Annotated in this window: 20 protein-coding genes; 17 read left to right on the forward strand and 3 right to left on the reverse strand. The window is 70.0% G+C overall.

Annotation, left to right across the window (positions count from 1 at the left end):
• The first annotated feature begins 30 nt into the window (after positions 1–30).
• Positions 31–360, forward strand: a complete 330-nt coding sequence (locus IG84_RS0102505) for a putative quinol monooxygenase (protein ID WP_031050794.1) — start codon at positions 31–33, stop codon at positions 358–360.
• 103 nt (positions 361–463) lie between these two features.
• Here IG84_RS0102505 and IG84_RS0102510 read toward each other — a convergent pair whose 3' ends face one another.
• Positions 464–1,276 carry a C40 family peptidase gene (locus tag IG84_RS0102510; RefSeq protein ID WP_031050797.1) on the reverse strand — a complete coding sequence of 271 codons (813 nt, stop codon included), beginning with the start codon at positions 1,274–1,276 and terminating at the stop codon, positions 464–466.
• 725 nt (positions 1,277–2,001) lie between these two features.
• Here IG84_RS0102510 and IG84_RS0102515 point away from each other — a divergent pair.
• Genes IG84_RS0102515 through nuoN form a run of 14 tightly spaced genes read left to right on the forward strand, consistent with a single transcriptional unit; the run spans position 2,002 to position 18,299 of the window.
• Positions 2,002–2,361 (forward strand): NADH-quinone oxidoreductase subunit A, encoded by a 360-nt coding sequence (locus IG84_RS0102515; protein ID WP_030262580.1) that lies wholly within the window; start codon positions 2,002–2,004, stop codon positions 2,359–2,361.
• Positions 2,362–2,371: 10 nt separating this feature from the next.
• Positions 2,372–2,926, forward strand: coding sequence for a NuoB/complex I 20 kDa subunit family protein (locus IG84_RS0102520; RefSeq protein WP_030262584.1), 555 nt, complete (start codon positions 2,372–2,374; stop codon positions 2,924–2,926).
• The gene (locus IG84_RS0102525; RefSeq protein ID WP_031050800.1) at positions 2,923–3,720 is read left to right on the forward strand and encodes an NADH-quinone oxidoreductase subunit C; all 798 of its coding nucleotides are present in this window, start codon (positions 2,923–2,925) and stop codon (positions 3,718–3,720) included. Before IG84_RS0102520 ends, IG84_RS0102525 begins: the two co-directional genes overlap by 4 nt.
• Positions 3,720–5,051, forward strand: coding sequence for an NADH-quinone oxidoreductase subunit D (locus IG84_RS0102530; protein ID WP_031050803.1), 1,332 nt, complete (start codon positions 3,720–3,722; stop codon positions 5,049–5,051). Before IG84_RS0102525 ends, IG84_RS0102530 begins: the two co-directional genes overlap by 1 nt.
• A gap of 35 nt (positions 5,052–5,086) precedes the next feature.
• Positions 5,087–5,932: an NADH-quinone oxidoreductase subunit NuoE gene (gene nuoE, locus IG84_RS0102535; protein WP_037799107.1), complete on the forward strand. Its 846-nt coding sequence runs from the start codon at positions 5,087–5,089 to the stop codon at positions 5,930–5,932.
• A complete protein-coding gene (gene nuoF / locus IG84_RS0102540) occupies positions 5,932–7,308 on the forward strand; it encodes an NADH-quinone oxidoreductase subunit NuoF (protein WP_031050811.1) in 1,377 nt (458 codons plus the stop codon). The genes nuoE and nuoF overlap by 1 nt, the downstream gene beginning before the upstream one ends.
• Positions 7,305–9,851, forward strand: coding sequence for an NADH-quinone oxidoreductase subunit G (locus IG84_RS0102545; RefSeq protein WP_031050813.1), 2,547 nt, complete (start codon positions 7,305–7,307; stop codon positions 9,849–9,851). Before nuoF ends, IG84_RS0102545 begins: the two co-directional genes overlap by 4 nt.
• Complete coding sequence (nuoH, locus tag IG84_RS0102550; protein ID WP_051861306.1) at positions 9,851–11,242, forward strand: NADH-quinone oxidoreductase subunit NuoH; 1,392 nt, start codon at positions 9,851–9,853, stop codon at positions 11,240–11,242. Before IG84_RS0102545 ends, nuoH begins: the two co-directional genes overlap by 1 nt.
• A complete protein-coding gene (gene nuoI / locus IG84_RS0102555) occupies positions 11,235–11,867 on the forward strand; it encodes an NADH-quinone oxidoreductase subunit NuoI (RefSeq protein WP_037799110.1) in 633 nt (210 codons plus the stop codon). The genes nuoH and nuoI overlap by 8 nt, the downstream gene beginning before the upstream one ends.
• A complete protein-coding gene (locus tag IG84_RS0102560) occupies positions 11,864–12,721 on the forward strand; it encodes an NADH-quinone oxidoreductase subunit J (RefSeq protein ID WP_031050819.1) in 858 nt (285 codons plus the stop codon). Before nuoI ends, IG84_RS0102560 begins: the two co-directional genes overlap by 4 nt.
• Entirely contained in the window at positions 12,718–13,017 is a 300-nt protein-coding gene (gene nuoK, locus IG84_RS0102565; RefSeq protein ID WP_030262617.1) for an NADH-quinone oxidoreductase subunit NuoK, read from the forward strand. The genes IG84_RS0102560 and nuoK overlap by 4 nt, the downstream gene beginning before the upstream one ends.
• A gap of 12 nt (positions 13,018–13,029) precedes the next feature.
• Positions 13,030–14,976: an NADH-quinone oxidoreductase subunit L gene (nuoL, locus tag IG84_RS0102570; protein ID WP_031050821.1), complete on the forward strand. Its 1,947-nt coding sequence runs from the start codon at positions 13,030–13,032 to the stop codon at positions 14,974–14,976.
• A gap of 3 nt (positions 14,977–14,979) precedes the next feature.
• Positions 14,980–16,623, forward strand: a complete 1,644-nt coding sequence (locus tag IG84_RS0102575) for an NADH-quinone oxidoreductase subunit M (RefSeq protein WP_031050823.1) — start codon at positions 14,980–14,982, stop codon at positions 16,621–16,623.
• Positions 16,620–18,299, forward strand: coding sequence for an NADH-quinone oxidoreductase subunit NuoN (nuoN, locus tag IG84_RS0102580; RefSeq protein ID WP_031050825.1), 1,680 nt, complete (start codon positions 16,620–16,622; stop codon positions 18,297–18,299). The genes IG84_RS0102575 and nuoN overlap by 4 nt, the downstream gene beginning before the upstream one ends.
• A gap of 91 nt (positions 18,300–18,390) precedes the next feature.
• Here the strand turns inward: nuoN and IG84_RS0102585 are convergent, their stop codons facing one another.
• Both IG84_RS0102585 and IG84_RS0102590 read right to left on the reverse strand, forming a co-directional pair.
• Positions 18,391–18,882, reverse strand: a complete 492-nt coding sequence (locus tag IG84_RS0102585) for a hypothetical protein (protein ID WP_051861312.1) — start codon at positions 18,880–18,882, stop codon at positions 18,391–18,393.
• 24 nt (positions 18,883–18,906) lie between these two features.
• Positions 18,907–19,341, reverse strand: coding sequence for a hypothetical protein (locus IG84_RS0102590; RefSeq protein ID WP_031050829.1), 435 nt, complete (start codon positions 19,339–19,341; stop codon positions 18,907–18,909).
• A 298-nt stretch (positions 19,342–19,639) separates the two neighbouring features.
• Here IG84_RS0102590 and IG84_RS0102595 point away from each other — a divergent pair, with 298 nt between their 5' ends.
• Positions 19,640–20,839 (forward strand): carboxylate--amine ligase, encoded by a 1,200-nt coding sequence (locus tag IG84_RS0102595; RefSeq protein ID WP_382467557.1) that lies wholly within the window; start codon positions 19,640–19,642, stop codon positions 20,837–20,839.
• Positions 20,840–20,956: 117 nt separating this feature from the next.
• On the forward strand, positions 20,957–22,153 hold the full coding sequence (locus IG84_RS0102600) for an NAD(P)-binding domain-containing protein (protein WP_031050833.1): 1,197 nt from the start codon (positions 20,957–20,959) through the stop codon (positions 22,151–22,153).
• The last annotated feature ends 20 nt before the right edge of the window (positions 22,154–22,173 follow it).

Here is a 22,173-nt window from a genome sequence, read left to right on the forward strand (position 1 = left end):
ACGGGGCCGCCCGCGGCGCACAGTGGTCGCATGATTTTCATCGCTGTGAAGTTCACCGTCCGGCCCGAGAAGAGCGACCAGTGGCTGTCGCTGACCGAGCCCTTCACGCTCGCCACCCGCGCCGAGCCGGGCAACATCTTCTTCGAGTGGTCCCGGAGCGCGGAGAACCCGAACCAGTTCGTGCTGCTGGAGGCGTTCGCGGGCCAGGAGGCGGGCGCGGCGCACGTGCAGTCCGACCACTTCAAGGAGGCCATCGAGCTGATGTCCGGCCTCGTCGCGAGCACCCCGGAGATCATCAACGTCGAGACCGAGGGCACCGGCTGGGGCGAGATGGCCGAGGTCAAGCCGCGCGAGCAGTGAACGCATAAGCGGTCCTGGTACCGCAAAGCGCGCCGAAAGGGCCGTCGTTCCCGAGCGGGGGAACGACGGCCCTTCGTGATGCGTGCGACCTCGGGGAAGGGTCTCAGCGGACGCGGACGGCGCCCGTCGGCTGGTCGTAGCTCATGTCGCGCTGCACGACGCCGGTGCTGGAGTTCTGCGCGCCGATGAACTGGCCGTCGCCGATGTAGACCGCGACGTGGTACGCGCTGCCCGCGCTGCCCCAGTAGAGGATGTCGCCCACCTGGAGGTTGTCCAGGCCCACCTGGGTGCCGGCGGTCGACTGGTCCTGGGAGACGCGCGGCAGGTCGATGCCGATCTGCCGGAACGCGGCCTGGGTGAGGCCGGAGCAGTCGTACGCGGACGGGCCGGTCGCGCCGCTCACGTACGCCTTGCCGACCTGGGCCTTGAGGAAGCTCACCAGGGAGGCGGTGGAGCCGGAGAGGGAGCCGGTGTCGACCGAGGCGGAGGCGGAGAGGAGGGGGCCGCGGTCGGCGGAGCGCGAAGCGCGGGCCTGCTCGGCCTCCTTGGCCTTGCGGGCCGCGGCGGCGCGCTTCTCCGCCTCGGCCTTGCGCTTGGCCTCGACGGCCTTGTCCTTGGCCTTCTGAGCGGCCTTCTCGGCCTTGGAGAAGACCGAGTCCTGCGCGGCCTGCAGCTCGTACTGGTCCGCAACCTGCTGGGTGGTGTCCGCGGTCTTCGCCACGGACGTCGCGAGCGTGGCGCTGATGGTCGGCATCTCCTGGGTTTCGGAGGGCGACTTCTCGGCGGCGTTCGCGGGGACGGCGGTACCGGTCACCGCCAGCGTGAGGATGCCACCGGTGAACCCTGCGCGCACGGCTCGCGAAGTCGCGGAGCGGCGGGGCTTCCGGTGGCTGGGTATGAGTGCGTTCGGGGACATGGCACCACGGCTATCAGGAGCCCCAGGTTGCTGCCAACAAAGGTGGTGTGCACCACTTTTGACGCGTACACGGCGAACAAACCGGACCAATCGGCCAGCGGCGTGTCGGCCGAGGGGGTGTCCGAATTTCGTGATCATGTTCCTGCGCACGGCATTTACCGCTCGATGCGCCCCAGCACGGCACTTACCACCTTCGCAACCGACACGCCAAGGCTTCCCTACCGTCAAGGTTTTAGAAGCGTGAGACGCGTGGGATAGCTCACTCCTGAGTGACCGTTATGTCCTCGTGATGCGCGCTCGTGAAGCAATGCACGTACCGGCGATCACGGCCGGGTCACGACTAGGTCACGCGGACGGGTGGGCGCGCGCTAGCAGTTGACGATGTCCAGCGCCAATTTGCTTGCGGAGCGTAGCTCTTGATAGAGGGGGCATCCTCTTGACCAGCGGCAACCGCTGCGTTTGTCACTTCAAGTGATCACTCGAGCGCTTCGGGTGCGAAGATCACCGCTGATCCGACTTCATGATCCTTCGTCAGGTGGTGGAGATCACAAAGGCGTTGTCGCACCCCGTGTCGCAGATCACAGACTCACGGGCATAGGATGCAGGCGGCCAGGGCTTGTGAACTGCCTCACATAGCGGTGATCTCTGTCGAGATCCGTCGAGGAGTGAACGGGCCCGCGGCCGGACCGCCAACCAGTCATCGTCGACTGAAGGGAGCGAGGACGGTGAACGCCTATGCGCCCATCCTCGTACTGGGAGCCCTCGGGGCAGGCTTTGCGATCTTCTCTGTCGTCATGGCCACGCTCGTCGGACCCAGGCGCTACAACCGGGCCAAGCTCGAGGCGTACGAGTGCGGGATCGAGCCGACCCCACAGCCTTCAGGCGGCGGTCGCTTTCCGATCAAGTACTACCTGACGGCGATGCTCTTCATCGTCTTCGACATCGAGATCGTCTTCCTCTACCCCTGGGCCGTCACCTTCGACGCCCTGGGGCTGTTCGGGCTCGTCGAGATGCTGCTCTTCGCGCTCACCGTCTTCGTCGCCTACGCCTACGTATGGCGGCGTGGCGGCCTGGAATGGGACTAGGGGTCACCCAATGGGACTTGAAGAGAAGCTGCCCAGCGGCTTTCTGCTGAGCACCGTCGAACAGGCCGCGGGCTGGGTGCGCAAGTCATCGGTCTTCCCGGCGACGTTCGGACTCGCGTGCTGCGCCATCGAGATGATGACCACCGGCGCCGGCCGCTACGACCTGGCCCGCTTCGGCATGGAGGTCTTCCGCGGCTCGCCCCGGCAGGCCGACCTGATGATCGTGGCCGGCCGGGTCAGCCAGAAGATGGCGCCCGTCCTGCGCCAGGTCTACGACCAGATGCCGAACCCGAAATGGGTCATCTCCATGGGCGTCTGTGCCTCTACAGGCGGAATGTTCAACAACTACGCCATCGTGCAGGGTGTGGACCACATCGTCCCGGTCGACATCTATCTCCCGGGATGCCCGCCCCGCCCCGAAATGCTGATGGACGCCATCCTCAAGCTCCACGAGAAGATCCAGGGCTCCAAGCTCGGGGTCAACGCCGAGGAGGCGGCCCGCGAGGCGGAGGAAGCGGCGCTCAAGGCACTCCCGACGATCGAGCTGAAGGGGCTGCTGCGGTGAGCGACCCGAAAAACGGTGCGAACGGGCCGAAGAACGGCACCGGGGCCAACGGGGTCAATCCCGACAAGGACCTCAACGCGCAGAACCTTCCCGGCCAGCGCGGCGACCAGGGCGAGATCATCGGCACCCGGCGCGGCATGTTCGGCGCGAACAACGGGGGCGACACCTCGGGATACGGCGGTCTCGTACGGACCGTACGGCTGCCCGGCGCCACCTCCCGGCCGTACGGGGGGCCAGGCGCCGGAGGCGCATATGGTTACTTCGACGAGGTGGCCGACGAGCTCGAAGGCGCGCTGGAGGAACAGGGCCTCCTCCCCGAGAACGTCATCGAGAAGACGGTCGTGGACCGTGATGAGCTGACGTTCCACATCGCGCGCGAATACCTCCCCGTCGTCGCGAAGACGCTCCGCGACGACCCGGCCCTCCGCTTCGAACTGTGCACCGGCGTCAGCGCCGTGCACTTCCCCGGTGACAAGGGCCGCGAGCTGCACGCCGTCTACCACCTGCGGTCGATCACCCACACCCGGCTGATCCGGCTGGAGGTCTCCGCGCCCGACGCCGATCCGCACATCCCGTCGGTCGTCAGCGTCTATCCGACCAACGACTGGCACGAGCGCGAGGTCTACGACTTCTTCGGGCTGATCTTCGACGGCCATCCCGCGCTCACCCGGATCATGATGCCGGACGACTGGCAGGGCTTCCCGCAGCGCAAGGACTACCCGCTCGGCGGCATCCCCGTCGAGTACAAGGGCGCCCAGATCCCGGCTCCCGACCAGCGGAGGTCGTACAGCTGATGTCCACTTCGTCCACTTCCCATGCGACTCCCCGCGAGACCACGGAGGGCACCGTCTACACGGTGACCGGTGGCGACTGGGACGAGGTCGTCGAGGCCGCCGCCAAGGCCGACGACGAGCGCATCGTCGTGAACATGGGCCCGCAGCACCCCTCCACGCACGGCGTGCTCCGGCTCATCCTGGAGATCGACGGCGAGACCGTCACCGAGGCCCGCTGCGGCATCGGCTACCTCCACACCGGTATCGAGAAGAACCTCGAATACCGCACCTGGACCCAGGGCACGACCTTCGTCACGCGGATGGACTACCTGACGCCGTTCTTCAACGAGACGGCGTACTGCCTGGCCGTGGAGAAGCTGCTCGGCATCCAGGACGACATCCCGGACCGGGCCACGATCATCCGCGTGCTGCTGATGGAGCTGAACCGGCTCTCCTCCCACCTGGTGTGCATCGCCACCGGCGGCATGGAGCTCGGCGCCACCACGATCATGATCTACGGCTTCCGCGACCGCGAACTGGTCCTGGACATCTACGAGCTGATCACCGGCCTGCGCATGAACCACGCGTTCATCCGGCCCGGCGGCCTCGCCCAGGACCTGCCGCCCGGCGCCGTCGACCAGGTACGCGCCTTCGTGAAGAAGATGCGCAAGAACCTCACCGAGTACGACAAGCTCGCCACCGGCAACCCGGTCTTCAAGGGCCGCATGCAGGGCATCGGCCACCTGGACCTGTCCGGCTGCCTGGCCACCGGCGCCACCGGGCCGGTCCTGCGCTCCGCCGGCCTCCCGCACGACCTGCGCAAGTCCGACCCCTACTGCGGCTACGAGACCTACGACTTCGAGGTCCCGACCACCGACACTTGCGACGCCTACGGCCGCTTCCTGCTCCGCCTGGAGGAGATGCGGCAGTCCCTGCGGATCGTCGAGCAGTGCCTGGACCGGCTGGAGCCGGGCCCGGTCATGGTCGGGGACAAGAAGATCGCCTGGCCCGCGCAGCTCGCGCTCGGCCCGGACGGCCTCGGCAACTCCCTGGACCACATCAAGAAGATCATGGGCACCTCCATGGAGGCCCTGATCCACCACTTCAAGCTGGTGACGGAGGGCTTCCGGGTCCCGCCCGGCCAGGCGTACGTGGCCGTCGAGTCCCCCAAGGGCGAACTGGGCGTGCACGCGGTCAGCGACGGCGGCACCCGCCCCTACCGCGTCCACTTCCGCGACCCCTCCTTCACCAACCTGCAGGCCATGGCGGCCATGTGCGAAGGCGGCCAGGTCGCCGACGTCATCGTCGCCGTCGCGTCCATCGACCCCGTGATGGGAGGCGTCGACCGGTGACAGCCACATCCGGCAATCCAGAGGTGAGCTTGGGGATGCCGCAGCTCCCCGCCCCCGATTACCCGGCCGACGTACGGGCCCGGCTCGAAGCGGACGCGAAGGAGGTGATCGCCCGCTACCCCGGCTCTCGCTCGGCCCTGCTGCCGCTGCTGCACCTCGTCCAGTCCGAGGAAGGCCACGTCACGCGTACGGGCATCCGCTTCTGCGCGGAGCTGCTGGGCCTCACCACCGCCGAGGTCACGGCCGTCTCGACCTTCTACACGATGTACCGCCGCAAGCCGAGCGGTGACTACCAGGTCGGGGTGTGCACCAACACCCTCTGCGCCGTCATGGGCGGCGACGCGATCTTCGACGAGCTGAAGGAACACCTCGGCGTCGGCAACGACGAGACCACCGCCGACGGCAAGGTCACCCTCGAACACATCGAGTGCAACGCCGCCTGCGACTACGCGCCCGTCGTGATGGTCAACTGGGAGTTCTTCGACAACCAGACGCCGGAGAGCGCGAAGCAACTGGTCGACGACCTGCGGGCCGGGCGGCCCGTCGCGCCGACCCGCGGCGCGCCCCTGTGCACGTACAAGGACACGGCCCGCATCCTGGCCGGCTTCCCCGACCGGCGGGAGGGCGCGGTCGAGGCGACCGGCAGCGCGGGGGCCGCCTCGCTCGCCGGACTCCGGCTGGCCAAGGGCGAGGAGCTGCCGGGCGGCACGGACCACGTCGTCGCCCCGCGCGACGGTGCCCGGCCGACGGACGAGGCGCCTTCCGGGCGCGCGCCCGGCGAGGCTCCGGCCACCCACCCGAGCTCGCACGACGCGCCCCGCGACACCTCGGCCTCCGATCCTCACCACCCCGCCGGACCCGCTGCCGAGGAGGGAGAGTGATGACGTTGTCCACCGAATACGGGGGCCACTCCCAGCCGGAGGCCGGAGGAGAGACCAGCCCGGAGAAGCTGCTCACCCCCGTCCTGTCGGCCTTCTGGGACCAGCCGAACTCCTGGACCCTGGAGACCTACCGGCGGCACGAAGGCTACGAGGGCGCGCGCAAGGCCCTGGCCATGGCCCCGGACGACGTCATCGCGTACGTCAAGGACGCGGGGCTGCGCGGCCGCGGCGGCGCCGGCTTCCCCACGGGCATGAAGTGGCAGTTCATCCCCCAGGGGGACGGCAAGCCGCACTATCTTGTTGTCAACGCCGACGAGTCGGAGCCCGGGACCTGCAAGGACATCCCGCTCCTCTTCGCGAACCCGCATGCGCTCATCGAAGGCATCGTCATCGCGTGTCACGCGATCCGGTCCGAGCACGCGTTCATCTATCTGCGCGGCGAGACCGTGCCCGTACTGCGGCGCTTGCACGAGGCCGTACGCGAGGCGTACGCGGCGGGCTACCTCGGCAAGAACGTGATGGGGTCCGGACTCGATCTGGAACTCACCGTGCACGCGGGCGCGGGCGCGTACATCTGCGGCGAGGAGACCGCGCTGCTGGACTCCCTCGAAGGCCGGCGCGGACAGCCCCGGCTGCGTCCCCCTTTCCCCGCGGTGGCTGGCCTCTACGCCTGCCCCACTGTCGTGAACAACGTCGAGTCCATCGCGTCGGTTCCCGCCATCATGAACCGGGGCAAGGAATGGTTCCGCTCGATGGGCAGCGAGAAGTCCCCGGGCTTCACGCTGTACTCGCTGAGCGGCCACGTCACCAATCCCGGCCAGTACGAAGCCCCGCTCGGCATCACGCTGCGCCAGCTCCTCGACATGAGCGGCGGCATCCGCCCCGGCCACCGGCTGAAGTTCTGGACCCCCGGCGGCTCGTCCACGCCGATGTTCACCGACGAGCACCTGGACGTCCCGCTGGACTACGAGGGCGTCGGCGCGGCCGGCTCGATGCTCGGCACCAAGGCCCTCCAGTGCTTCGACGAGACCACCTGCGTCGTCCGGGCGGTGACGCGCTGGACCGAGTTCTACGCGCACGAGTCCTGCGGCAAGTGCACGCCGTGCCGCGAGGGCACGTACTGGCTCGTCCAGCTGCTGCGGGACATCGAGGCCGGCAAGGGCCGCATGGCGGACCTCGACAAGCTGAACGACATCGCCGACAACATCAACGGCAAGTCCTTCTGCGCCCTCGGTGACGGCGCCGCCTCGCCGATCTTCTCCTCGCTCAAGTACTTCCGCGCGGAGTACGAGCAGCACGTCACCGGCAAGGGCTGCCCCTTCGACCCGGCCAAGTCCACCGCTTGGGCCGACAAGCACCTGGAGGTGAACGCATGACAGTGACCACTAACAACGCGCCCTCCGGGGGCGGCGAGGCGGCGGTCCCGCCCGAAGACCTGGTGTCGCTGACCATCGACGGCATCGAGATCAGCGTGCCCAAGGGCACCTTGGTCATCCGGGCCGCCGAGATGCTCGGCATCGAGATCCCGCGCTTCTGCGACCACCCGCTGCTGGACCCGGCCGGCGCCTGCCGCCAGTGCATCGTCGAGGTCGAGGGCCAGCGCAAGCCGATGGCTTCCTGCACGATCACCTGCACCGACGGCATGGTCGTGAAGTCCCAGCTCACCTCGCCGGTCGCCGAGAAGGCGCAGCGCGGTGTGATGGAGCTGCTGCTGATCAACCACCCGCTGGACTGCCCGGTCTGCGACAAGGGCGGCGAGTGCCCGCTGCAGAACCAGGCCATGTCCGCGGGGCAGGCCGACTCCCGCTTCGAGGGCAAGAAGCGCACGTTCCAGAAGCCGGTGCCGATCTCCCAGCAGGTGCTGCTGGACCGCGAGCGCTGCGTACTGTGCGCCCGCTGCACCCGCTTCTCCAACCAGGTCGCGGGCGACCCGATGATCGAGCTGCTCGAGCGCGGCGCGCTCCAGCAGGTCGGCACGGGGGAGGGCGACCCGTTCGAGTCGTACTTCTCCGGGAACACCATCCAGATCTGCCCGGTCGGCGCGCTGACCTCGGCGGCGTACCGCTTCCGCTCCCGCCCCTTCGACCTGGTCTCCTCGCCGTCCGTGTGCGAGCACTGCGCGGGCGGCTGCGCGACGCGTACGGACCACCGGCGCGGCAAGGTCATGCGGCGGCTCGCGGCGGACGACCCCGAGGTCAACGAGGAGTGGATCTGCGACAAGGGGCGGTTCGCCTTCCGGTACGGGCAGTTGCCCGACCGGCTGGAGACGCCGCTCGTCCGGGACGCGTCCTCGGGTGAGCTGGTACCGGCGAGCTGGCCCGAGGCGCTGGAGGCGGCGGCCCGCGGGCTCGCCGCAGCGCGCGGCCGGGCCGGGGTGCTGACCGGCGGCCGCCTCACCGTCGAGGACTCCTACGCGTACGCCAAGTTCGCGCGCACCGTCCTGGACACGAACGACATCGACTTCCGGGCCCGCGTGCACAGCGCGGAGGAGGCCGGTTTCCTCGCGGCGCAGGTCGCGGGGCACGGCCGTGACCTCGACGGACAGGGTGTCACGTACCGCTCGCTGGCGGCCGCGCCGGCCGTCCTGCTGGCCGGTATCGAGGCCGAGGAGGAGGCGCCCGGCGTCTTCCTGCGGCTGCGCAAGGCGCACCGCAAGAACCGCCAGCGGACCTTCGGGCTCGCTTCGTACGCCACCCGGGGGCTCATCAAGGCGGGCGGCACGCTGCTGCCCGCGGCGCCCGGTACGGAGACGGAGTGGCTGGACGCGCTGGCCGGCGGGGTCGGGCTCGAAGGCGAGGGCCGGGTCGCGGCCGAGGCGCTGCGGGCCGAGGGTTCGGTGATCGTCGTCGGCGAGCGGCTGGCCGCGGTACCGGGGGCGCTCACCGCTGCGGTACGCGCTGCCTCGGCCACCGGTGCGCGGCTCGTCTGGATCCCGCGCCGGGCGGGCGAGCGGGGCGCCGTCGAAGCGGGCGCGCTCCCCGGGCTGCTGCCCGGCGGCCGGCCCGGGACGGACCCGCGCGCCCGCGACGAGGTCGCCCGCGCCTGGGGCGTGGCCGCGCTGCCGCACCGGCACGGCCGGGACACCGGCCAGATCCTGGAGGCCGCGGCCATCGGTGAGCTGAACGCCCTGGTGGTGGCCGGTGTCGGGGTCGAGGACCTGCCCGACCCGCGGCGCGCGGCCGAGGCACTGGACGCGGTCGGCTTCCTGGTCAGCCTGGAGCAGCGGCCGAGCGAGGTCACGCGGCGGGCCGACGTGGTGCTGCCGGTGGCCGCCGTGGTGGAGAAGGCCGGCACGTTTCTCAACTGGGAAGGCCGGGCACGGCTCTTCGAGGCCGCGCTCAAGCCGGACCAGATGACCCGCCGCCATCTGCTCCCCGACGCCCGGGTGCTGCACATGCTCGCGGACGCGATGTCCGTGGCGGACGACTCCGTACCGGGTCTGGCGCTGCCGGACGTGCGCGCCGTACGGGCGGAGCTGGACCGGCTCGGCGGCTGGGACGGGCAGCGCGCCACCGGTGACGTGCTCGCCGGCACCGAGGCGCGGGCGCTGCCCCGGCCCGGCGCGGGCGAGGCCGTCCTCGCCGGGCACCGGCTGCTGCTGGACCAGGGGCGGATGCAGGAGGGCGACGCGGCGCTGGCCGGCACCCGGCACGCCGCGGTGGCCCGGATGTCCGCCGCCACCGCCGCCGAGGCGGGCCTCAAGGACGGCGCGGACGTACAGGTCACCGGCCCGCGCGGCGCGGTGACCTTCCCCCTGCAGGTCAGCGAGATGCCCGACCGGGTGGTGTGGCTGCCGCTCAACTCCCGGGGCGGCGGCGTCCCGTACGACACCGGAGCGAACCCCGGTGACCTGGTGACGGTCGCCGCGAAGACCGCGGGCCCGGCGGCCCCGGCGGACGGCACGGAGGTGGCGGAATGATGAGTCTCGCCGCGGAACAGCTGGCGCTCGGCGCGGACCGGATCGCGCTGGCCGCCGAGGACCTGAGCGTCTTCGGGCGCGACCCGTGGTGGCTGGTGGTCATCAAGGCGGTCTTCTGCTTCGCGTTCCTGATGCTGACCGTGCTCTTCTCGATCGTCTGGGAGCGCAAGGTCGTCGCCTGGATGCAGCTGCGCATCGGGCCCAACCGGCACGGCCCCTGGGGCATGCTCCAGTCCCTCGCCGACGGCATCAAGCTGATGCTGAAGGAGGACGTGGTCGTCAAGCGGGCGGACAAGGCGGTGTACGTCCTCGCCCCGGTCGTCGCGGCCATCCCCGCCTTCATGGCGTTCGCCGTCATCCCGTTCGGCCCGGCGGACAACGAGATCTCGATCTTCGGCCAGCGCACGACGATGCAGCTGACGGACCTGCCGATTGCCGTGCTCTACATCCTGGCCACGGCCTCGGTCGGCATCTACGGCATCGTGCTCGCGGGCTGGTCCTCGGGCTCGACGTACCCGCTGCTCGGCGGACTCCGCTCGTGCGCCCAGATGATCAGTTACGAGATCGCGATGGGCATGGCCTTCGCGTCGGTGTTCCTCTACTCCGGCTCGATGTCCACCTCGGCGATCGTCGACGGACAGCAGAGCACCTGGTACGTCGCGCTGCTGCCGGTCTCCTTCCTGATCTACATCGTGGCGATGGTCGGCGAGACCAACCGTGCGCCGTTCGACATGCCGGAGTCCGAGGGCGACCTGGTCGGCGGCTTCAACACGGAGTACTCCTCCATCAAGTTCGCGATGTTCATGCTCGCCGAGTACGTCAACATGGTCACCGTCTCGGCGGTCGCGATCACCCTCTTCCTCGGCGGCTGGCGGGCCCCCTGGCCGATCAGCACCTTCTGGGAGGGCGCGAACCACGGCTGGTGGCCGCTGCTCTGGTTCACCATCAAGATCCAGCTCCTGCTCTTCTTCTTCATCTGGCTGCGCGGCACGCTTCCCCGCGTCCGCTACGACCAGTTCATGAAGCTGGGCTGGAAGGTCCTCATCCCGGTCTCGATGGTCTGGCTGATGCTGGTCGCGACGGTGCGGGCGCTGCGGAACGAGGGGTACGACTTCCAGCGGATCGTGCTGTACGTCGGCGGCGCCGCGGTCGCCCTGCTGCTGATCTCCTTCGTCGCGGACTTCTTCCGCAAGAGCGAGAAGGAAGAAGTACCCGCCGCCGAGCAGCCCTTCGACCCGATGGCGGGCGGCTTCCCCGTACCGCCGCTGCCCGGTCAGACCCTGCCGCCGGTGCCGCGGAGGCGGCCACGCCACCAAGATCGCGAGCTGATTGTCAGTGGCGGGGTCAATACTGACAGTGACGAAAGTGGGAAGGGGGACAACGGTGTCTGATTTCCAGAATCCGGTGGCCGGCTTCGGCGTGACCTTCAAGGCCATGTTCAAGAAGCGGCTCACCGAGCAGTACCCGGAGGAGAAGAAGCCGACCGCGCCTCGTTTCCACGGCCGGCACCAGCTCAACCGCCATCCGGACGGCCTGGAGAAGTGCGTGGGCTGCGAGCTCTGCGCCTGGGCCTGCCCGGCCGACGCCATCTATGTGGAGGGCGCGGACAACACGGACGAGGAGCGCTACTCGCCCGGCGAGCGGTACGGCCGCGTCTACCAGATCAATTACCTCCGCTGCATCCTCTGCGGCCTCTGCGTCGAGGCGTGCCCCACCCGGGCGCTCACGATGACGAACGAGTACGAGCTCGCCGACCGCACCCGCGAGTCCCTCATCTACACCAAGGAGGAGCTGCTCGCGGGCCTGGAGGAAGGCATGGTCGACAGCCCGCACGCGATCTTCCCCGGCATGACGGAGAAGGACTACTACAGCGGCCTGGTGAGCGAGGCCGCGCCGGGCACGGAGCGGCAGGTCGCGGTCAGCAAGGGCGAGCGGCCGGACGAGGAGCGGGCCGGGACGCCCGAGACCCCGGCCCCCACGGCCGAGCGCCCGGCGGGGACGGGGGTGGAGGCATGAGCAGCGCAGTACTGGCAGCGGCCTCCGCGACCTCCACGGGCGAGGCGGTGCAGTTCTGGATCCTCGGCACGGTCGCCGTGGTCGGCGCGCTGGCCACGGTCCTGATGAAGCGGGCGGTGCACAGCGCGCTCTCGCTCGCCGCCACCATGATCATCCTGGCGGTCTTCTACCTCGCCAACGGCGCGTACTTCCTCGGCATCGTCCAGGTCGTCGTCTACACCGGCGCGATCATGATGCTCTTCCTCTTCGTGGTCATGCTGGTCGGCGTCACGGCGGCGGACTCCCTCAAGGAGACGCTCAAGGGCCAGCGCTGGCTGGCGGCGGGTGCCGGACTCGGCTTCGGCATCCTGCTGATCGCCGGCCTCGGCAACGCCTCGGTGAAGCACTTCAACGGCCTCGGCGAGGCCAACGCCGGGGGCAACGTCCAGGGCCTGGCGGCCCTCATCTTCACCAAGTACGTCTTCGCGTTCGAGCTCACCGGCGCGCTGCTGATCACCGCGGCGGTCGGCGCGATGGTCCTCACGCACAAGGAGCGCACCGAGCGCGCCAAGACCCAGCGCGAGCAGGCAGCGCAGCGCGTACGGGAAGGCACGCAGGTCGTGCCGCTGCCCGCCCCCGGTGTGTATGCCCGGCACAACGCGGTCGACGTGCCCGGTCTGCTGCCCGACGGCACCCCCTCCGAGCTCACCGTCAACCCGACCCTGCGCAAGCGCGGCCAGATCCGGGACGTGTCGGGGGAGTCGCTGGCGGAGCTGGCGGCGCTGGAGCGGCGCTCCTCGGAGTGGCTGGAGCGCGGCGAAGGCACCGAGCGCGGCGAGCAGGTCCGGGAGCGCGGCGAGGAGGCCACGCGATGAATCCGATCAACTACCTCTATCTGGCTGCCCTGCTGTTCACCATCGGCGCGGCCGGGGTGCTGATCCGGCGGAACGCCATCGTGCTCTTCATGTGCGTCGAGCTGATGCTGAACGCCTGCAATCTCGCCTTCGTGGCCTTCTCGCGGCTGCACGGAAATCTGGACGGCCAGATCATCGCGTTCTTCACGATGGTCGTCGCCGCGGCCGAGGTCGTGGTCGGCCTGGCGATCATCGTGACGATCTTCCGTACCCGCCATACGGCCTCGGTCGACGACGCCAGCCTGATGAAGCTGTAAGGGGTCGCACTCGTGGAATCTCTGATCGCGCTGCTCGTCGGGGCACCACTGGTCGGTGCGGCCGTGCTGCTCTGCGGCGGCAAACGCCTGGACCGTACGGGCCATTGGCTCGGCACGCTGCTCGCGGTGGTGTCGTTCGTCATCGGCCTGGTGCTGTTCGCGGACATGCTGGGCAGGGGCGCCGAGGACCGCGCCCTGCACCAGCACCTCTTCAGCTGGATCCCGGTGGGCGGCTTCCAAGCCGACGTCGCCTTCCAGCTCGACCAGTTGTCGATGACGTTCGTGCTGCTGATCACCGGTGTGGGATCGCTGATCCACATCTACTCGATCGGCTACATGGAGCACGACGAGCGGCGCCGCCGCTTCTTCGGCTATCTGAATCTGTTCCTCGCGGCGATGCTGCTGCTCGTCCTCGCCGACAACTACCTCCTGCTGTACGTCGGCTGGGAGGGCGTCGGCCTCGCCTCGTACCTCCTCATCGGGTTCTGGCAGCACAAGCCGAGCGCGGCGACGGCGGCCAAGAAGGCGTTCCTGGTCAACCGGGTCGGCGACATGGGCCTGTCCATCGCGATCATGCTGATGTTCACCACCTTCGGGACGTTCGCTTTCGGCCCGGTGCTGGGCGCGGTGGGCGACACCAGTGAGGGCAAGCTGACCGCCATCGGGCTGATGCTGCTGCTGGCCGCGTGCGGTAAGTCCGCGCAGGTGCCGCTGCAGTCCTGGCTGGGCGACGCGATGGAGGGCCCGACCCCGGTCTCGGCCCTCATCCACGCCGCCACGATGGTCACCGCGGGGGTCTACCTGATCACCCGCTCCGGCGCGATCTTCAACGGGGCGCCGGACGCACAGACCGCGGTGGTCGCGGTCGGCGCGGTCACGCTCCTCTTCGGTGCGATCGTCGGTTGCGCGAAGGACGACATCAAGAAGGCCCTCGCGGGCTCGACGATGTCGCAGATCGGGTACATGATCCTCGCGGCCGGGCTGGGCCCGATCGGGTACGCCTTCGCGATCATGCACCTGGTCACCCACGGCTTCTTCAAGGCGGGCCTCTTCCTCGGCGCCGGTTCCGTGATGCACGGGATGAACGACGAGGTGGACATGCGCCGTTACGGCGGCCTGCGGAAGTACATGCCCATCACGTTCGTGACGTTCGGCCTGGGCTACCTCGCCATCATCGGCTTCCCGGGGCTGTCCGGCTTCTTCTCCAAGGACAAGATCATCGAGGCGGCGTTCGCCTCGGGCGGCACCCAGGGCTGGATCCTCGGGGGAGCGGCCCTGCTCGGCGCCGGGATCACCGCGTTCTATATGACGCGCGTGATGCTGATGACCTTCTTCGGCGAGGAGCGCTGGCGCAAGGCCCCGACCCCGTCGCCGGCCGAGCCGAGCGTCGAGCCCGCGGCCGAGACGCGCGGCGAGTACACGCCACCGCATCCGCACGAGTCGCCGAAGTCGATGACGCTCCCGATGATCCTGCTGGCGTTCGGTTCGGTCTTCGCCGGCGGCCTGTTCAGCATCAACGAGGCGTTCGTGCACTGGCTGGAGCCGGTCACCTCCTTCGAGCACGGCCACTCCCCGCTCAGTGCGGCGGCGGTGACCTCCGCGACCATCGTGGTCCTGCTGTTCGGCGTGGCCCTCGCCTGGCTGCAGTACGGCCGCAAGCCCGTGCCCGCCGTCGCCCCGCGCGGCTCGTTCCTCACCCGCGCCGCCCGGCGCGACCTGCTCCAGGACGACTTCAACCACGTCGTACTGGTCCGCGGCGGCGAGCAGCTCACCCGCGCGCTGGAGCAGATCGACCACTCCGTCGTCGACGGCGCGGTCAACGGCACCGCGGTGTCGGTCGGCGGTCTCTCCGGCCGGCTGCGCCGCCTGCAGACCGGTTACGTCCGCTCCTACGCCCTGCAGATGCTGGGCGGCGCCGCGGTGCTGGTCTTCGCGACCCTGCTGATGAGGGGTGTCTGAGCCATGTCGTTTCCCCTGCTGACGGCCACAGCCGCGGTCCCAGCGATCGGCGCGGTCGCCACGGCCGCGGTGCCCGCCGCGAAGCGCACCGCCGCCAAGTGGCTGGCGCTGCTCTTCTCGCTGGCCACGCTGGCACTGGCGCTGGTGATCGCGGTCCGCTTCGACCCCGGCGCCAAGGGCCCGTTCCAGCTCAGTGAGTCGCATGCCTGGATCGCCGACTTCGGCGTCCGGTACGAGCTCGGCGTGGACGGCATCTCGGTGGCGCTGATCGCGCTGACCGCCCTGCTGATCCCGTTCGTGATCCTGGCCGGCTGGCACGACGCCGACGCCCTCGACCATGACAACGCGAATCGGCGCTGGCGCCCCACCCAGGGCCTCTTCGCGCTGATCCTCGCCGTCGAGGCGATGGTGATCCTCTCCTTCGAGGCCACCGACGTCTTCCTCTTCTACATCTTCTTCGAAGCCATGCTCATCCCGATGTACTTCCTCATCGGAGGCTTCGGGGACCGGGCGGGCACGCACGACGCGACAGAGGGCGCGGCCCGGCGCTCGTCCGCCGCGGTGAAGTTCCTGCTGTACAACCTCGCCGGCGGCCTGATCATGCTGGCCGCGGTGATCGGCCTGTACGCCGTCACCGCCGACCAGCTCGGCACCGGCACCTTCTCGCTCTCCCAGATCGTCCAGGCCCGCGCGGCCGGCGAGCTGACCATGGGCGCGGGCACGGAGCGGCTGCTCTTCCTCGGCTTCTTCTTCGCCTTCGCGGTGAAGGCGCCGCTGTGGCCACTGCACACGTGGCTGCCGGGCGCCATGGGCGAGTCCACGGCGCCGATCGCCGTGCTGATCACCGCGGTGGTCGACAAGGTCGGCACGTTCGCGATGCTCCGCTTCTGCCTCCAGCTCTTCCCCGAGGCCAGCAAGTGGGCCACGCCGGTGATCCTCGTCCTGGCGCTGATCAGCATCCTGTACGGCGCGCTGCTCGCGGTCGCCCAGCGGGACATCAAGCGCCTGGTCGCCTATGCGTCCATCTCCCACTTCGGCTTCATCATCCTCGGCATCTTCGCGATGACCAGCCAGGGCCAGAGCGGCGCGACGCTGTACATGGTCAACCACGGCATCTCCACCGCCGCGCTGATGCTGGTCGCCGGCTTCCTGATCACCCGCCGCGGCTCGCGCCTCATCGCAGATTACGGCGGCGTGCAGAAGGTCGCGCCGGTGCTGGCCGGCACCTTCCTGATCGGCGGCCTGGCCACGCTGTCGCTGCCTGGCCTCGCGCCGTTCGTCAGCGAGTTCCTGGTCCTGGTCGGCACGTTCAGCCGGTATCCCGTCATCGGCATCATCGCCACGGTGGGCATCGTGCTGGCCGCGCTGTACGTCCTCGTGCTGTACCAGCGCACGATGACCGGCCCGGTCAGGGCCGAGGTGCAGGGCATGCCCGACCTCAAGGCCCGGGAGCTGGTGGTGGTGGCGCCGCTGATCGCGCTGCTGCTCTTCCTCGGCGTCTATCCGAAGCCGCTGACCTCCATCGTCAATCCGGCGGTGGACCACACGCTGTCCGTCGTGGACAGGCAGGACCCCAAGCCCGACGTACGGGTCAACGCCGAGCCGCATGAGGCCGGTTCCGATCGAGATGCGGAGGCCGCGAAGTGACATCCGTGGCAGCGGTCCACACCCTGTGGACGATGGCGGACGGGGCGGCCGGCTCCCCGTTGGCCCCGGACGGCCCCGGCAGGATTCCGGCGCCGCACATCGAGTACGCACAGCTTGCGCCGACCCTGATCGTGCTCGGCGCGGCCGTGCTCGCCGTGCTGGTCGAGGCGTTCTGGCCGCGCCGCGGCCGGTACTACGCGCAGGTGCTGCTCTCCGTGGTCGCGCTGGCCGCCGCGTTCGCCGCGGTCATCGGCCTCGCGGCCGGCGGCTTCGGCACGACCAAGGCACACATCGCGGCGATGGGCGCCCTCGCGGTGGACGGCCCGGCGCTCTTCCTGCAGGGCACGATCCTGCTGGTCTCGCTGATCGCGATCTTCACCTTCGCCGAGCGCCGGCTGGACCCCGCGGCGCACGGCCGCCCGGTGGACTCCTTCGCGGCCCAGGGCGCCGCGGTTCCCGGCGGCGAGGCGGAGAAGGCGGCCGTCAAGGCCGGCTTCACGACGACCGAGGTCTTCCCGCTCGCGCTCTTCGCGATCGGCGGCATGCTGGTCTTCCCGGCGGCCAATGACCTGCTGACCCTCTTCGTCGCGCTGGAGGTCTTCTCCCTCCCGCTGTACATCCTGTGTGCGCTGGCCCGCCGCCAGCGGCTGCTCTCGCAGGAGTCGGCGGTGAAGTACTTCCTGCTCGGTGCGTTCTCCTCGGCGTTCCTGCTCTTCGGCGTGGCCCTGCTGTACGGCTACGCGGGCACGGTGACGTACGCGGGCATCGCCGAGGTCGTCAGCGACGGCGCCAAGCAGATCGACCCGGCGCTCGCCGACACCATGGGCAATGACGCGCTGCTGCTGATCGGCGGGGCGCTGGTCGTGATGGGCCTGCTCTTCAAGGTCGGCGCCGTCCCGTTCCACATGTGGACCCCGGACGTGTATCAGGGCGCGCCGACCCCGGTGACCGGCTTCATGGCCGCCGCCACGAAGGTCGCCGCGTTCGGCGCGCTGCTGCGGCTGCTGTACGTCGCGCTGCCGGGCCTGCGCTGGGACTGGCGCCCGGTGATGTGGGGCGTGGCGATCCTGACGATGCTGGCCGGCGCGGTCATCGCGCTCACCCAGACCGATGTGAAGCGGCTGCTGGCGTACTCCTCCATCGCGCACGCGGGCTTCATCCTGGCCGGCGTGATCGCCACGAGCAGGAACGGCATCTCGTCGGTCCTCTTCTACCTGCTCGCGTACTCCTTCGTGACGCTCGGCGCGTTCGCGGTGGTCACGCTGGTGCGGGACGCGGGCGGCGAGGCGACGCACCTGTCCAAGTGGGCGGGGCTCGGGCGGCGTTCGCCGCTGGTCGCGGCAGTGTTCGCGGTCTTCCTGCTGGCCTTCGCCGGTATCCCGCTGACCTCTGGGTTCGCGGGGAAGTTCGCGGTGTTCAAGGCGGCGGCGGAGAGCGGCGCCGGCTGGCTGGTCGTGATCGGTGTGCTCTCGTCCGCGGTCGCCGCGTTCTTCTACATCCGGGTGATCGTCCTGATGTTCTTCAACGAGCCGAAGGCGGACGGCCCGACGGTGGCGGTGCCCAGCCCGCTGACCATGACGGCCATCGCGGTCGGCGTGGTGGTGACGCTCGTCCTGGGCCTCGCGCCGCAGTACTTCCTCGACCTGGCGGGGCAGGCGGGGGTCTTCGTCCGCTGACCCGGCGAGGTATCCGTACGCACGAAGCTGCCCGGCACCCCCCCCGAGGGGTGCCGGGCAGCTTCGTGCGTATGCGGGACGGCCGGGTACGTCAGCCGCTCCGCTGGAAGCCGTCCAGCGCCGAGGGGTCGATGGACGGCAGGTCCGTCGTGCCCTCGGTCCGGGTGAAGACGGACTCCTTGCCGGAGGCCCAGCGCACGGTGAGCTTCTTGCCCTGCAGGCTCTGCACCGTGCCCGCGGAGTGCTCGGTGTCGCCGTCGGTGCACTTGAAGGTGAGCTCGATCGGCTGGCCGTCCACGACCTTGCCGCCGCAGGACTTCTTGCCGATCAGTACCGCCTCGTGCTTCGAGACGGACAGGATCAGCAGGCCCTTGTCGGCGTGCAGCGCGTTCGTGGTCCAGCCGCCCTCCAGGGACGCCACGGAGACGTCGGCACCGGGCGTCCGTCCGGCCGATGAAGCGGACGGCGACGGCGACTCCGACTTCTTCGCGCCACCGCCGGTGTCGCTGCCGCCGCTGCAGCCGGCGAGCAGGACCGCGGCCGCGGCGGCCGCGACGGCGGCGAACTGAATGCGCTTACGCACGTTGATCTCCTCGGGGGAAGCCGCTCAGTTGGTGCCGGACGGCAGGTCGGGCTTGGGGATCTCCACCTTGCCCTCGGTCTTGGTGAATTCCTCGGTGGGCCCGTTCTTCCAGCTCACCGTGAGCTTGTCGCCGGTCTGCTTCACCGTGCCCATCGAACGGGTGTCGTCGCCATCGCTGCACTTCAGCGCGAGCATGGTGGTTCCCATGTCCTGGACCGTGCCCTGGCAGGCAGTTTTGCCCGTGGACAGCGTGGCGGATTCGCCGATGACCGCGAGGGTGACCGTGCCGTTCGCGGACTTCGACTGCCAGGCGCCGTCGATGCCGCTCGCGGGCTTGTCGGCACCGTCCGCCGACTGCGACGGCTTGCTCTCCTCGTCGCCCTCGCTGCTGCTGCCGCAGCCGCTGAGCAGCATCGCGGCGATGGCGGCCGCCCCGGCGATCTGCGCTGCCTTGCGCACGTACGTCTCCTCCGTTGTGGGACAGGATTCGTGAGGCTAGCAGTCACGCGCATGACAACAGCCCCAACAGCACCGTGAGATGGATCCTGCCCGACGGGGCAGCAGGCGCCCGTTCCGTACCGCTCATCCGAGACATACCTAAAGAGTTAGCAATGTCCGGAAATGGATTGGCAGGCCGCCCACGGGGGTTCTAGCGTCCTGACGGGGCGCGGCCGGGGTGGGGCTGTGGCCATAGGGGGGACACGTGGCTCATGCCAGCACGCGGTTCACGGTCGACCGGACCGTGCCAGGGCTGATTGTGAAGATCGGTGATTATCCGCTGCACCACGGCGGGGTGGGGGCGATCCGCAGCCTGGGACGGCTGGGCGTGCCCATGTACGCGATCACCGAGGACAGATACACGCCGGCCGCGGCGTCGCGGTACCTCAAGGGGCGGTTCGTCTGGCCGACGACCGGCCGCGAGGACCCGGAGCGGCTGGTCGACGGACTGCTGCGGATCGGCCGCCGGCTCGGCCGGCCGGCCGTCCTGGTGCCGACCGACGAGGAGGCCGCGGTACTGATCGCCGAGCACGCGGACGTCCTGGGCGACCGCTTCCTCTTCCCGCGCACCCCCTCCGGGCTCTCCCGCAGACTCGCCAGCAAGCAGGGCCTGCACGAGCTGTGCACCGAACACGGCATCCCGTCCCCCCGGGCGGCCTTCCCGCAGAACCAGGCGGACGTCGAGGACTTCGCCGCACAGGCCCGCTTCCCGGTCGTCGCCAAGAACCGGGAGGCGTTCCAGCGCCGCAGCCGGCCCGCCGTGAACGGCACCACGCGCATCGCGGACGCCGCCCACCTCCGGCATCTCGCCAAGGACTGGGGCCCGCACCCCGGCGTGATCCTCCAGGAGTACCTCCCGCGCGAGGAGGCCGAGGACTGGATCGTGCACGCGTACTTCGACGGGGACAGCGCGGCGCTGACGATGTTCACCGGGGTCAAGGTCCGCTCCTGGCCGCCGCACGCCGGAATGACGGCCTGCGCGTACGTCGTGGACAACCCCGAACTGGCCGACATGACCGCGCAGTTCATCAAGCGCATCGGCTTCAGCGGCATCGTCGACCTGGACTGGCGCTACGACCGCCGGGACCGGCGCTACAAGCTGCTGGACTTCAACCCGCGGATGGGCGCGCAGTTCCGGCTCTTCGAGAACGAGGCGGGCATCGACGTCGTCCGCGCCCAGCACCTGGACCTGACCGGCCGCGCGGTGCCGGAGGGCGAGCAGCGGGCCGGGCACCGCTTCGTGGTGGAGAACATCGACCTGCCCGCCTGGCTGGCGTACCGCCGCAGCGGCTACACCACCCCGCACGTGCCGGACCGCCCGGCGAGCACGGAGCTGGCCTGGCTCGCCGCCGACGACATGAAGCCGTTCTTCACCATGCTCGCGCGGTTCGTCCGGCCGGGCGCCAAGCACCTCTGGCAGATGTGGCGTGACCGGTCGGGCCGGTGGCACGACCGCTGACGCCCCGCGCCCCGCCGGCGCGCTCCGATTCCCGCACGGTTCCGGGCAGCGCGGCCCCGAGCCGTGCACCGGTACGCAGTACGACGCATCAGCAGCACCCTGGGGAGGGAAACCCGAGTGAACACTCCGGTAGCAGTCATCGGCGCAGGCCCCTTCGGCCTGTCCACCGCCGCTCATCTCCGCGCACGCGGCATACCCGTACGGACCTTCGGCCGCCCGATGGTGAGCTGGAGCGAGCACATGCCGGCCGGCATGGTGCTGAAGTCCACGCCGGCCGCGTCCAGCATCGACACCCCGCAGCCCGGCCACACGCTCGTCGACTACTGCGCGGCCTCGGGGGAGCGGCGGTACGAGTCGGACTGGGACATCATCCCGGTGGAGACCTTCGTCCGGTACGGCCAGTGGTTCCAGCAGCGGCTGGTGCCGGACCTGGAGGAGGTCCGGGTCGTCTCCGTCGACCGGCAGCGGTCCGGATTCGAGCTGAAGCTGGACAGCGGTGAGCAGTTCAGCGCCCGTGCGGTGGTCGTGGCCACGGGACTCACCGGCTTCGCGCACGTGCCCGCCGAGCTGGCCGACGCCGTACCGGATGGACCGTCCCCCACTGGGCCCATCTCGCACACCTCCCAGCACGCGGACCTGTCCGGGTTCGCGGGCCGGGAGGTCGTGGTCGTGGGCGCCGGGCAGTCGGCACTGGAGAGCGCGGTGCTGCTCGCGGACGCCGGCGCTTCGGTGCGGGTGCTGGCCCGCGGCCGGCAGGCCGTCGGCTTCGGCGCGCCGCCGGACCGGCAGCCGAAGCTGCGCCCCGAGACGCCGTTCGGCAACGCCTGGTCGCTGTACGCCTTCTCGTACCACGCGGACGGCTTCCGCTATCTGCCGGCGCCGACCCGGCAGTTCCTGGTCAAGCGGGTGCTGGGGCCGCTGGGCGCGTGGTGGCTGCGGGACCGGTTCGTGGGCCGGGTGCAGGTGAGCGCCGGGCGGCGGATCGTGCGGGCCCGGGTGGAGGACGGCCGCCCCGTGCTGTCGCTGCGCGGCTCGGACGGGTACGACGGCGAGCTGGCCGCCGACCACGTGCTGGCGGCCACCGGGTACCGGGTGGACCTGGGCGCGCTGGACTTCCTCGGGCAGGGGCTGCGGACTGAGCTGGCGGTGGGCGCGGGCGGACCGCGGCTGGGCGCCGGCTTCGAGTCGTCCGTGCCGGGCCTGTACTTCACGGGGCTGCCGGCGGCGGCCAGTTACGGCCCGGTGATGCGTTTCGTCTGCGGCACGGAGTTCGCATCGCCCCGGCTGGCCAGGTCCATCGCGCAGACGCGGTAACGCTCCGCTGGGGGTTTTCC

The sequence above is a fragment of the Streptomyces ochraceiscleroticus genome, from assembly GCF_000720485.1.
GTDB lineage: Bacteria > Actinomycetota > Actinomycetes > Streptomycetales > Streptomycetaceae > Streptomyces > Streptomyces ochraceiscleroticus.